Here is a 12,898-nt window from a genome sequence, read left to right as displayed (position 1 = left end):
TATGGCCGTTCACGATATATTGTCACAGGATGAAGTTGATGCCCTGCTAAACGGACTGGGCGGTGACGATATCCAGAAGAAAGAGCCGGAACTGGACGAATTCGGTAAACCGCGTCGCTACGATTTCGGTAATGAAGAACGCATTATCCGCGGTCGCATGCCGACCCTGGAAATGATTAATGAACGCTTTGCCCGTTATCTGCGGATAAATTTATTCAACATGCTGCGTCGATCTGCTGAAATTTCTGTGGGCGGCGTGCAAGTAATGAAGTTTTCTGAATACGTGCATACCCTGTTTGTGCCCACCAGTCTCAACCTGATTCAATTGCATCCTTTGCGGGGTACCGGGCTTATCGTTTTTGAACCCAAATTGGTTTTCACCATTCTGGATAATTATTTTGGTGGCGAAGGACGGTTTCAGGCACGCATTGAAGGCAGGGAATTTACGGCGACCGAATTACGTGTAATCCGCATGGTGTTAAACCTGTGTTTTAACGATTTAACCGAAGCCTGGTCACCGGTCATGCCGGTCAAATTTGAATTCGTCAGCCATGAGGTTAACCCGCAATTTGCCAATATTGTGAGCCCCAGTGAAGTCGTGGTCATCTCAACCTTCCATATCGAATTGGACGGTGGCGGTGGTGATTTGCATATCACTTTACCCTATTCAATGCTGGAACCGATTAGGGAATTGCTGGATACCGGTCTGCAAAGTGACCGCTCAAATGATGATGGTCGCTGGGCAAAATCGATGCGTGAAGAGCTGATGCTGGCAGATGTCACCATATCTGCAATATTGGCACAAACAACGCTCACTTTAGAAGATGTTCGTAAATTGAAAGTCGGTGACATTATTCCTATCAGCATGCCGAAAACTGTGACCACCATGGTGGAAAACATTCCGGTATTTCGTGCGACCTACGGTGAACACAACGACAAAGCAGCGTTAAAAATTAATTCGATTATTGAACATCCAAAAGACACTACACCAAGCTATCAGTTGGCAAAGGCTAAAAAATTATGAGTGAAGATACTAAACAATCCGATCAGGATCTGGCTGACGAATGGGCAGCCGCATTAGAGGATCAAGGCGATAACGATTCAGCAGAGGATCCTTGGGCAGCTGCACTGGAGGAACAGGCAGAAGCTGAATCCTCCGCAGCACAAGCCAGCCCCGCTCCAATGGACAAATTGGCTGATGAGGGCAAACCCCGATCTGAAGTGAATATGGATATGGTGTTGGATATTCCTGTCACCATCTCGATGGAAATCGGCCGCACCCGCATCAGTATTCGAAATTTGCTGCAATTAAGTCAGGGTTCAGTGGTGGAACTGGATCGTCTGGCGGGTGAACCAATGGATGTGCTGGTCAACGATACCTTGATCGCCCACGGTGAAGTGGTCGTCGTCAATGATAAATTCGGTATTCGTCTGACCGATGTTATCAGCGCCGCTGAGCGGATTAAAAAACTGCGATGAAATACTGCTACGTTTTTTCAGCAGCTCTGATTTCCGTGTTGCCGGTAACGGTAAATGCAGAAACCATAAGCTCTGCTCCGGTCACTGCCAGTACACTGTTACAAACCATATTTGGTTTAATCGTAGTGCTTGCGGTCATCGTGTTTCTGGGTTGGCTGTTAAAACGTAGTCAATTTTTTCATGCTGCACATCATGGTCACCTAAAAGTTCTCGGTGCCATTTCCTTAGGTACCCGCGAAAAAGCCGTGTTAATACAAGTCGGTGATCAACAGCTGTTGATCGGCGTCACTCCGCAGCAAATTAATACACTGTATACGTTGCCAGAGCCGCTTTCAGTGCGGGAAGTTACCATCAAAAATAATGATTCGTTTGCAGATCGTCTGAAACAAATGATGCAGCAACGAGGCAACTCATGATGCGTTTTGGACTGTTGCTGCTCTGTATCCTGTTGCCAGGACTGGCGTTAGCGGAACCCGGCATTCCGGCTTTGACCCTATCGACCGGCGAGGATGGTTCACAAAGTTATTCGTTAACCTTGCAAATCCTGGCATTAATGACCGTGCTGACATTGTTGCCAGCCGCACTGTTAATGATGACGTCCTTTACGCGAATCATCATTGTGCTGGCCATTTTGCGTCAGGCCATGGGTGTACAATCGACGCCTTCTAACCAAATCATGATTGGTCTGGCCTTGTTTCTGACCTTTTTTATCATGTCTCCGGTGTTCACTAATGCCTATGAAAATGGGGTTAAACCTTATCTGGACGGCGATATTGAAGCCACCGCAGCAATTGAACAGGTCAGTCTGCCGTTTCGTGAATTCATGCTGGCACAAACCCGTGAAAGTGATATTGAATTATTTGCCGAAATTGGTGGCTATGCCGCCATTGATAGCCCTGAAGAAGTACCGTTCAGCTTGTTATTACCAGCGTTTGTGACCAGTGAATTAAAAACCGCTTTTCAGATTGGTTTTCTGATTTTTGTACCGTTTTTAATCATCGACTTGGTGGTTGCATCTGTGTTGATGGCAATGGGTATGATGATGTTGTCACCAATGCTGATCTCGCTGCCATTTAAACTGATGTTATTTGTATTGATCGATGGCTGGGCATTATTGATGGGAACGCTGGCTTCCAGCTTTTATATTTAGCCATGACGCCTGAAACCGTATTAACTGTGATGCAACAAACCCTTGAAGTGATTACGTTGCTTATCATCGTCATATTAATTCCGGCATTAGTCGTGGGTTTGATGGTCAGTATGTTTCAGGCCGCTACATCGATAAACGAACAGACCTTAAGCTTTATTCCTAAATTACTGGTCACCATTACGGTGTTAATGATCGCCGGTCCGTGGATGCTGAGTTTGGTCACCAATTACGCCGTCCGCCTGTTTGAAAACATTCCCTATCTGATAGGTTAACGATGAACCTGTCGATCGCAGAAATCAGTGCGATGCTCGGTGCTTATATCCTGCCGTTATTTCGCATCGGCGGCATGGTGATGGTCGCTCCTATTTTCAGCAGTAACTTTATCAATGTTCGCACCCGGCTGATTATTGCATTGGCCATCACCTTAGTGGTGGTGCCAACTATTAACACACCGATACCTGTTGTTTCACCATTAAGTGCTGAAGGCCTGCTGTTGATTAGCCAACAGATCATGATCGGTATCTGCATGGGCTTTATGCTGCAACTGCTTATCAACGCTTTCATTGTGGCCGGTCAGATCATTGCCATGCAGATGGGACTTGGTTTTGCATCAATGGTCGATCCGCAAAATGGCACCACCGTTCCGGTTATCAGTCAGTTTTATATGATTTTCATCACCCTGATGTTTCTCAGTATCAATGGACATTTAGTGTTGATCCAAGTGATGGCGGAGAGTTTTATTACCCTGCCTGTTGGTGCCGGTGGAATTGCCGTTGAAAGTTTCCGTGATATCGCCAGTCTGGCAAGCTGGATGTACGCTGCCGGTGTCATTATCGCTTTACCAGCGATTGGCTCGTTGATGATGGTGAATTTAGCGTTCGGCATTTTATCCCGTGCCGCTCCACAAATCAGTCCTTTTTCCATTGGTTTTCCACTGACTATCGGCTTGGGCTTTATAATTATTTACATCACCTTGCCTGCAGTCGGTAATCATCTGGTGAGTTTTTCCGACCAAATGCTGCAAATGATTCGAATGCTGGTATTAAATAATGGCTGAGCAAGATAGCGGTCAAGAACGCAACGAAGCCCCCTCGGGTAAACGACTACAGGATGCCCGTGAAAAAGGTCAGGTGCCCCGCTCTCAGGAGTTAAGCACGGTTGTGGTATTGGTGGCCAGTGCAGTAGCGATGCTGTTTGTTGGCGGCAATTTAATCAGCAGTCTCGGCGAAGTGATGACGCAATCGTTTTCACTTAATCGCAAGCTGATCATGGATCCGCATATGATGCCCCAACAGCTTATCCTCGCATTAAAAATCATGGCATGGGATGTCGGAAGTTTTCTTGCTATTACTCTGATAGCGGCACTATCCGCCCCTGCACTGATTGGCGGCTGGAATTTTTCCACACAGGCTATTGGCGTCAAACTGGAGAAAATGAGCCCGCTGCGAGGCCTTAAACGGATGTTCGGACCTCAAGGTCTGATTGAACTAAGCAAAGCTCTCGGCAAGTTTTTGTTGGTTGGCAGTATAGGCACCTTGATTCTGTGGAATCTGCGTGACCGATTATTGACACTGGGTCGTCAGGAAGTTCATTCGGCTATGACCGAGTTGGGGTATATCGTGTTGTGGGGTTTTTTGGCGATTTGTGCCAGTCTGATTTTGATTGCATTGATTGATGTTCCTTTCCAGAAATGGAATCACACCAAACAACTACGCATGACAAAACAGGAACTTAAAGACGAAAACAAAGAAACCGAAGGTAGTCCTGAAGTGAAAGGACGGATCCGCAGAATGCAGATTCAGTTATCACAACAACGCATGATGCAGGATGTGCCGAAAGCCGACGTAATCATTACCAACCCGACCCACTATGCCGTGGCCCTGCGGTATGACCAATCGAAATCCGGCGCGCCTGTGGTGGTAGCCAAAGGCACCGATCTGATTGCCCAACAGATCAGAATGGTCGGTGATAACCACGAAGTGCCCATTATCTCTGCTCCTCCGCTGACTCGAGCTGTGTATTACAGCACGGAAATCGGTCAGGAAATTCCATCTGGTCTATATATTGCAGTAGCCCAGATATTGGCGTTTGTCTTCCAATTGAGACGTTATAAAAACACTGGCGGAAATAAGCCAAATCTCAATACCGAAGACCTGCCGATACCAGATGAATTTAAACGAGATGAGTAGTCAATGGAGAATACAAGCCTGACAAGCCGTTTAGGCGTAGCGTTAAACGGTAATGTCGCGACCCCAATGTTTCTGGTGGCCTTGCTGGCCATGGTGGTCATTCCCCTTCCCGCGTTTATGCTGGATATGTTATTCAGCTTCAACATCGCATTATCACTGACCATTGTGCTGGCCAGTGTCTATGTCAGGAAACCTCTACAGTTCGCTGCATTCCCGACCATCCTGTTATTGGCAACCCTGTTAAGACTTGCTCTGAACGTGGCTTCCACCCGTATTGTATTGCTCGAAGGTCATACCGGAACAGCTGCGGCGGGTGATGTTATTGAAGCGTTTGGTTCGTTTGTTATTGGTGGTAACTATGCCGTCGGTCTGGTGGTATTTGCCATCCTGGTGATTATCAACTTTGTGGTGGTCACCAAAGGTGCTACTCGTATCGCTGAAGTTAGTGCCCGCTTTACCCTTGATTCGATGCCCGGTAAACAAATGGCGATTGATGCTGATTTAAATGCCGGTTTAATAGATCAGGATGAAGCGCGCCGCCGTCGTGAAGAAATCATGCAGGAATCAGATTTTTACGGCTCGATGGATGGTGCCAGTAAATTTGTTCGAGGTGACGCGATTGCCGGGATCTTGATCTTGTTTATCAACATTATCGGTGGTTTTATTATCGGTGTGATGCAACACGGTCTGACGTTTTCTGAAGCGGCACATAACTACACATTGCTCACCATCGGCGATGGCCTGGTCGCACAAATTCCTTCACTGTTATTAGCAGCTGCTGCCGGTTTATTGGTTACTCGCTCTACCGCTGATCAGGATATCGGTGAACAGATATTCTCCCAGCTGTTAAAAGAACCTAAAACACTGGCAATTACCTCCGGCATTATCGGTGGCATGGGACTTATCCCCGGCATGCCAAATGTGCCATTTTTGTTATTGGCAGGAGCCGGCGCTGGCAGTGCATGGTTGATTGCCCAGCGTCAAAAAGCCGCCACACTTGCTACCGCAGCACCGCCACCACAGGAATCCAGTCGTGAACAACGTGAACTCAGTTGGGATGATTTAAGCCCGGTTGATCCGATTGGCCTGGAAGTCGGTTATCGGCTGATCCCATTGGTCGATAAAAATCAGGGTGGCCAGTTGATGAATCGCATCAAAGGCATCCGCAAAAAGATTTCCCAGGAAATGGGCTTTTTAATCCCTCCGGTACATATCCGCGACAATCTGGATTTATCTCCTACGGCTTATCAGGTCACGTTATTTGGGGTGACTTTCGGTGAGGCAGAGGTTTATCCGGATCGGATGCTGGCCATTAATCCCGGTCAGGTGTTTGCTCAATTAGAAGGTATTCGTACCAAGGATCCGGCTTTTGGCCTGGATGCCATCTGGATTGAACCCAGCCAGAGAGAGCATGCTCAAGCGCAAGGCTATACCGTGGTTGATGTCGATACTGTTATCGCCACGCATTTAAGCAAGATTCTGCAGAATCATGCCCATGATTTACTGGGCCGTGAAGAAGTACAGCACCTGCTGGACAATCTTGCCAAGACAGCACCTAAGCTGGTGGAAGGTCTGGTACCGGATACGGTACCGCTGGGAACAGTACAAAAAGTGCTGCAAAACCTGCTGCAGGAAAACATTCCTATCCGTGATATCCGCACTATTACTGAGGCAATTACTGAGCAGGCTTCTCGCAACCCCGATCCAGAAGCCATCACCGCTGCAACACGTATGGCTCTGGCGCATTCCATTGTGCAGCACATAAATGGCACTCAAGCGGATTTACCAATTATCACGCTGGATCCAGAGCTGGAACAGATATTGCTAAAAACATTGCAAGCATCTGGAGAAGGTGGCGCAAGTTTGGAACCAGGACTCGCAGAGAATATGCACAAAAATTTACAGGATGTCGCACAACGCCAGGAAATGTCCGGTGAAGCCGCCATATTAGTCGTTCAGGCGGGTTTAAGAGGCTGGATTTCCCGCTTTATTCGTCACGCAATACCTGGACTGCATGTGCTGTCCTACAACGAGATTCCAGATGATAAACAAATACGCATTGTGGCAAATGTGGGTCGATAACAAGAAGGTGATGTGATGAAAATTAAACGTTTCCAGGCAGCAGATGTACGTCAGGCCATCCGCGAAGTACGCGAAGTACTCGGTCCGGATGCCGTTATCCTCTCGAATACCCGTGTTGATGGTGGTGTGGAGATTGTGGCAGCAACAGATTATGACGAAACACAGTTCCGTCGTCAGGCCACGGTGACACGTCAGGTTGCAGAAGAACCGAAAATCGAAATCGATCCGGCTCAACCGGCAGCGCCTGCTTATGTCCCTCCCCAGCAGAATATCTGGTCCCAGGAACCGACTCTGGTACAAATGCGCAAGGAAATTGCCAGTTTGCGAGATATGCTGCAAAACCAGTTATCCGATTTAACCTGGAAAGATATGGCCCGGCAAAGCCCGACGCAAATGCAGGTATTACAACGACATATGCGAATGGGAACGGATGTTGAACTGGCTAAACAGCTGGTTCAGGCAAGTCAGGGAATTGATGATTTGGAAACCGCCTGGCGTCAATCCTTAGGCAAGTTGGCGGCGCAGATCCCACTGTCAGACCAAGACATTATTGAAAAAGGCGGCATAATGGCACTGGTCGGTCCGACCGGCGTAGGCAAAACCACGACCATCGCAAAGCTGGCTGCCCGCTGCGCATTAAAACACGGTGCGCGCCAAGTCGGCTTAATCACAACAGATTGTTATCGTATTGGTGGACAAGAACAGTTGCGTAGTTATGCTCGTATTCTGGGTGTGACCTTGCGGGTGGCACGAAATCATCAAGAACTAGGTGAAGCACTGAACGATATGCTTGATCGGCGCTTTATCCTGATCGATACTGCAGGTATGAATCCACGTGATATGCAGTTAACACAAAAAATCGCTATGTTAATGCAGCATTCGCCGCGCATCCGTCATTTCCTGACGATTTCTGCGACCACCCAAAACCCTGCTCTGAGTGATATCATTAAAGCGTTTTCGCACCTTAATTTAAGCGGCTGCATCCTCACTAAAACTGATGAAAGCAGCAGCCTTGGCGGTGCGGTATCTGCAATTATTCGCCATCAACTGCCTCTGGCCTATGTCTGCGATGGTCAACAAGTGCCTGAAGATCTTGGTCTGGCACGACCGAACAGTTTAGTTAATCAAGCCAGCGAGTTGATGCAATCTGAACAACAAGCACTGGATCCCCAAACCGTATCCAGTTATGGAGGTTTTGCCGCTTATGGCTGACGCACCCCAAGATCAGGCAAGTGGCCTGCGAAAAATGACTCATGTGCCAAAACCCGTGAAAGTAATCGCGATTGCCAGTGGCAAGGGTGGCGTGGGTAAAACCAATGTCACCGTCAATATTGGTGTCGCTCTGGCGACTCAAGGAAAAAAAGTCGTACTGCTGGATGCTGATCTGGGTCTGGCTAATATCGATGTCATGCTTGGTCTGCACCCGCAATTTAACCTGCTGCATGTGCTTGAAGGCGAAAAAAGCCTGAAAGATATTATGGTAGATGGTCCTTCCGGTTTACAGATTATCCCTGCGGCTTCGGGTGTCAAGAAAATGGCTGAACTCAGTCCGGCTGAACATGCCGGTATGATTCAGGCATTCAGTGAACTGGATGATCATATCGATATTCTGCTGATCGACAGTGCTGCAGGTATTGCTGACAGTGTCGTCAGTTTTACCAAAGCGGCCCAGGAAGTGATCGTCGTGGTTTGCGATGAACCCGCCTCAATTACCGATGCCTACGCACTTATCAAATTACTGAGCCGCGAACATGGTGTTGAACGTTTTCATATTGTTGCCAATATGGGACGCAGTATTCAGGAAGGTCGGGAATTATTCGATAAAATTTCTTTAGTATGTGATCGGTTTCTGGATGTCACTCTAAACTTTATGGGGATCGTGCCTTTTGATGAAGATCTCCGACGGGCTGTAAAAAAACAGCGCGCTGTTGTCGAATTTTTACCACGCAGTAAGTCAGCCACCGCTTTTCAACATCTGGCGAAGAAAATTGATTACTGGCCCGTCGCCAAACAACCGAGAGGGAATATGGAGTTTTTTGTAGAGCGTCTTATACAGGCTAGCCTGGAAGCCGGTTAGGATGATTGGTGTAAGCATGTATCCTAACCAAGTCTCAGAACTCACCCAACATCAGCTTATTGAGCAGCATGGGGGGTTGGTAAAACGTATTGCTTATCACTTGGTTGCCCGCCTGCCCCACACTGTCGAAGTCAATGATTTAATTCAGGCTGGCATGATTGGCTTATTGGATGCTTCCCACCAATATAAAGCCAGTCAAGGTGCCAGTTTTGAAACCTATGCGGGTATACGTATCCGCGGTGCGATGCTTGATGAAATCCGCCGTAATGATTGGGCACCGCGCTCAGTACACCGTAAAGCCCGTGAAATTGCAGAAGTTATGCATCAACTGGAACAACAACTTGGTCGCGCACCACTGGATTTGGAAGTGGCCAATGCAATGGATATCACGCTGGAAAGTTACCACCAGCAATTACAGGACGCATCAGGACATCAGGTATTCAGCCTGGATGATATGACCGATAATCAATTGACCGATGGCGATTCTTTCGGCAGTGATGAAATTGGACCGGCTGAAATAACCGAAAACACTAGTTTTGAAAGTGCGCTCGCAGAAGCGATTGACGCGCTGCCAGAACGTGAGCGGTTATTGATGAGCCTGTACTATAATGAAGAATTGAATTTGAAAGAAATTGGTGAAGTACTCGGTGTCAGTGAGTCACGTGTCAGTCAAATACACACGCAAACAGTGGTGAGACTGCGTAGTAAACTTCGCGATTGGATGCAGTAAATTTGGGAGGTATACCTTGGATAAAAATATGAAAATCCTCATTGTGGATGACTTTTCTACAATGCGACGGATTATCAAAAATCTATTACGTGATCTTGGATTCAATAACACGATTGAAGCAGATGACGGTTTGACCGCCCTGCCCATTTTGAATGCTGGTGGTATTGATTTTCTGGTAACCGACTGGAATATGCCGGGCATGCAAGGAATCGATCTGCTGAAGACCGTGCGCGCCGATCCTAAATTATCCACTTTACCTGTATTGATGGTCACAGCTGAGACCAAACGTGAGCAAATCATCGAGGCTGCCCAGGCTGGCGTCAATGGTTATATCGTCAAACCTTTTACTGCTGCGACGTTGAAAGAAAAAATCGAAAAAATATTTGAACGTATTAACGCCCAATAATCCGCTGGAAAGAAATTTATGGAAGCTCTGAATAAAACAGAACAACTTGAAGCCGCCCGGGCGCTGATTAATGCGATCGAACAGGATGACGATGATCGTATCAAAACTGAATTAATGGCCTTAACTAATGCTCGCGAAAGTGCCTTATTTCAGCAAATCGGCAAACTGACTCGTGAACTTCATGAAGCATTAAATAATTTTAAAGTCGACGCCCGACTGGTTGACTTAACTCACCACGATATGCCGGATACTCGCGATCGGCTGAATTATGTTATCCAAACCACTGAAGAAGCTGCCCATAAAACACTGGGCTACATTGATAAAACCCTACCTTTGGCTAATGAATTGAAACAAACTGCCGCTAAGCTCAATGAAAGCTGGCAACGCTTTCGAAATCGGGAAATGTCAGCAACAGAATTCCGAGATTTGAGCCGGGAAATTGAAGCTTACTTACCTGTGGTGACTATGCATGCTGGAGAAATACACAATAACCTGTCTGAAATGACCCTGGCACAGGGCTTTCAAGACTTAACCGGTCAGGTTTTACGCCAGGTCATTGGACTGGTGGAAGAAGTTGAAACCAATCTGGTGAAGCTGGTGAAGGTGGCAGGACAACCTCAGCAAAGTGGAGAAACGAAGGTTGTTGATCCCTTAAAGGCAGAAGGACCGCAGATAAACGCTAAAAATAAACCGAATGTGGTCAACAATCAGGACGATGTGGATGATTTGTTATCCAGTCTTGGTTTTTAGAAGGACAGGAGCATGGCCTTAGATACAGATGATGAAATTCTGCAGGATTTTCTGGTTGAGGCAGAAGAAATTCTTGATGGATTGAATGAGCAATTAGTTGCTCTGGAAACCCAACCTCAAGATAAAGATTTACTGAACTCCATTTTTCGAGGCTTTCACACCATCAAAGGTGGTGCGGGGTTTTTAAGTCTCGAGGCCATGGTTAACCTGTGTCATAAAGGTGAAGATGTTTTTAATCTGTTACGCCAGGGTGAACGCCTGGTGGATGCAGAAATGATGGACACCTTTCTCAAGGTGTTGGACAGTCTTAACAGCATGTTTGCTGAGGTAAAAGCAGGCTCCTTCCCTACTGAAGCCGATCCGGAAATTATTCAACAATTAGCAGCCTATTTATCTGGTGATGCCCCTGTGGCCGCAGCTGAACCAGAACCCATTCCTGAACCTGAACCCGTCGTTGTTGCAGCTCCAACTGATAATTCTGCAGCTGGTGATGATATTACGGATGACGAATTTGAAGCCTTGTTGGATCAACTTCATGGCAATGCCGCACCAGGCATTACTCAACCCGCAGCACCGCCCAAAGCAGAGCAGGTCAAAACAAGCGGTAATGACGAGATTTCTGAAGAAGAATTTGAAGCATTATTAGACGAATTACAAGGTAAAAAACCTGCCGCTAAAACCCCTCCCCCTACACCTAAAGCTAAGGCTGAGCCGGTACAGCCTATTACTCAAAAAGTTGATCCAACGGCATCAGACGATGATGGTGACAGCATAACCGCTGTAAAACCTGCCGCTGCAGCGCAGGCAGCAGCACCTCAGGCAAAAGCAGCAGCCGATACCAGTGTTCGGGTGGATACTGCAAGACTTGATGAAATTATGAATATGGTGGGTGAGCTGGTATTGGTACGTAATCGTATCAATACGCTCGAAGCCGCTTTTGAAAATGAAGAAATGGCTAAGGCAGTAAACAATCTGGCTGTAGTCACTGGCGATCTGCAAACCGCGGTAATGAAAACCCGCATGCAGCCAATTAAAAAGGTGTTTGGCCGTTTCCCTCGCGTTGTACGTGATTTAGCTCGCAGCTTGAGAAAAGATATCAATCTTGAGTTACGTGGTGAAGAAACCGATTTAGATAAAAACCTGGTCGAAGCCTTGGCTGATCCACTAGTGCATTTGGTTCGTAATGCGGTTGATCATGGCGTTGAAATGCCGGATGCGCGTGAAGCTGCTGGTAAACCTAAACAAGGCCAAATCGTTCTCGCAGCGGCACAGGAAGGTGACCATATTCTGTTAACCATTTCAGATGATGGTGCTGGTATGAATCCTGAAGTGTTGCGTCGCAAAGCCGTTGAAAAAGGCATGATGGATGAAGAGGCAGCTTCCCGACTAACTGAATCCGAATGTTTTGCGCTGATTTTTGCTCCAGGCTTTTCTATGAAACAGGAAATCTCTGATATTTCCGGTCGTGGTGTGGGCATGGACGTGGTCAAGACCAGCATTTCCAAACTAAACGGCGTGATTGATATTCAGTCTGAAATCGGTAAAGGCACAACACTTTCAATTAAGGTGCCATTAACCCTGGCCATTATGCCCACTTTGATGGTGATGCTGGGCAATCAGATTTTTGCTTTTCCGCTAGTCAGTGTGAATGAAATTTTTAACCTCGATTTGAATAAAACCAATACCGTAGATGGTCAACAAACGGTTATCGTAAGAAACAAAGCTTTGCCACTATTTTATTTGCGTAAATGGCTCAACAAACAGAATGTTGCAGAACGTAAAGCAACGACTGAACATGTCGTTATTGTTAACGTTGGCACACGTAAAGTAGGTTTCGTTGTTGACCAACTGATAGGACAGGAAGAAGTCGTCATAAAACCTCTTGGCGCCCTTTTGCACGGCACCAAAGGTTTTGCTGGAGCAACCATTACCGGTGATGGACGTATTGCACTTATTCTCGATTTCCCAGAGTTAATGAATACCTACGCACATCGAAATTATTAAGGATATTTGTGACTGTAAAGGTACTGATTGT

14 protein-coding genes are annotated in these 12,898 nt (G+C 46.9%); all 14 read left to right on the top strand.

Features of this window, described 5'->3' with window-relative positions; all coding sequences use genetic code 11:
• The first annotated feature begins 1 nt into the window (after window position 1).
• Genes fliM through Q7V21_RS09840 form a run of 14 tightly spaced genes read left to right on the top strand, consistent with a single transcriptional unit; the run spans window position 2 to window position 12,867 of the window.
• Entirely contained in the window at window positions 2-1,024 is a 1,023-nt protein-coding gene (gene fliM / locus Q7V21_RS09905; RefSeq protein WP_304917144.1) for a flagellar motor switch protein FliM, read from the top strand.
• Window positions 1,021-1,479: a flagellar motor switch protein FliN gene (gene fliN / locus Q7V21_RS09900; RefSeq protein WP_069294975.1), complete on the top strand. Its 459-nt coding sequence runs from the start codon at window positions 1,021-1,023 to the stop codon at window positions 1,477-1,479. The genes fliM and fliN overlap by 4 nt, the downstream gene beginning before the upstream one ends.
• The gene (gene fliO / locus Q7V21_RS09895) at window positions 1,476-1,895 is read left to right on the top strand and encodes a flagellar biosynthetic protein FliO (protein ID WP_304917143.1); all 420 of its coding nucleotides are present in this window, start codon (window positions 1,476-1,478) and stop codon (window positions 1,893-1,895) included. The genes fliN and fliO overlap by 4 nt, the downstream gene beginning before the upstream one ends.
• Window positions 1,892-2,629: a flagellar type III secretion system pore protein FliP gene (gene fliP / locus Q7V21_RS09890; protein WP_304917142.1), complete on the top strand. Its 738-nt coding sequence runs from the start codon at window positions 1,892-1,894 to the stop codon at window positions 2,627-2,629. Before fliO ends, fliP begins: the two co-directional genes overlap by 4 nt.
• Before the next feature lie 2 nt (window positions 2,630-2,631).
• Entirely contained in the window at window positions 2,632-2,901 is a 270-nt protein-coding gene (gene fliQ / locus Q7V21_RS09885) for a flagellar biosynthesis protein FliQ (protein WP_304917141.1), read from the top strand.
• Window positions 2,902-2,903: 2 nt separating this feature from the next.
• Window positions 2,904-3,686, top strand: a complete 783-nt coding sequence (gene fliR, locus Q7V21_RS09880; RefSeq protein ID WP_304917140.1) for a flagellar biosynthetic protein FliR — start codon at window positions 2,904-2,906, stop codon at window positions 3,684-3,686.
• Window positions 3,679-4,818, top strand: coding sequence for a flagellar biosynthesis protein FlhB (gene flhB / locus Q7V21_RS09875; RefSeq protein ID WP_304917139.1), 1,140 nt, complete (start codon window positions 3,679-3,681; stop codon window positions 4,816-4,818). Before fliR ends, flhB begins: the two co-directional genes overlap by 8 nt.
• A 3-nt stretch (window positions 4,819-4,821) precedes the next feature.
• On the top strand, window positions 4,822-6,900 hold the full coding sequence (gene flhA / locus Q7V21_RS09870; RefSeq protein WP_304917138.1) for a flagellar biosynthesis protein FlhA: 2,079 nt from the start codon (window positions 4,822-4,824) through the stop codon (window positions 6,898-6,900).
• Window positions 6,901-6,915: 15 nt separating this feature from the next.
• Window positions 6,916-8,112, top strand: a complete 1,197-nt coding sequence (flhF, locus tag Q7V21_RS09865; protein ID WP_304917137.1) for a flagellar biosynthesis protein FlhF — start codon at window positions 6,916-6,918, stop codon at window positions 8,110-8,112.
• A complete protein-coding gene (locus Q7V21_RS09860) occupies window positions 8,105-8,977 on the top strand; it encodes a MinD/ParA family protein (RefSeq protein WP_304917136.1) in 873 nt (290 codons plus the stop codon). Before flhF ends, Q7V21_RS09860 begins: the two co-directional genes overlap by 8 nt.
• A gap of 1 nt (window position 8,978) precedes the next feature.
• Complete coding sequence (locus Q7V21_RS09855) at window positions 8,979-9,707, top strand: RNA polymerase sigma factor FliA (protein WP_370654060.1); 729 nt, start codon at window positions 8,979-8,981, stop codon at window positions 9,705-9,707.
• A gap of 16 nt (window positions 9,708-9,723) precedes the next feature.
• Window positions 9,724-10,113 carry a chemotaxis response regulator CheY gene (gene cheY / locus Q7V21_RS09850; protein ID WP_176718893.1) on the top strand — a complete coding sequence of 130 codons (390 nt, stop codon included), beginning with the start codon at window positions 9,724-9,726 and terminating at the stop codon, window positions 10,111-10,113.
• A gap of 18 nt (window positions 10,114-10,131) precedes the next feature.
• The gene (locus tag Q7V21_RS09845) at window positions 10,132-10,863 is read left to right on the top strand and encodes a protein phosphatase CheZ (RefSeq protein ID WP_304917134.1); all 732 of its coding nucleotides are present in this window, start codon (window positions 10,132-10,134) and stop codon (window positions 10,861-10,863) included.
• A gap of 12 nt (window positions 10,864-10,875) precedes the next feature.
• Window positions 10,876-12,867 (top strand): chemotaxis protein CheA, encoded by a 1,992-nt coding sequence (locus Q7V21_RS09840; RefSeq protein WP_304917133.1) that lies wholly within the window; start codon window positions 10,876-10,878, stop codon window positions 12,865-12,867.
• The last annotated feature ends 31 nt before the right edge of the window (window positions 12,868-12,898 follow it).

It is taken from the genome of Methylophaga sp. (assembly GCF_030651745.1).
Note: the sequence above shows the minus strand (reverse complement) of the source record. Positions and strands in the feature narration are given on the sequence as shown.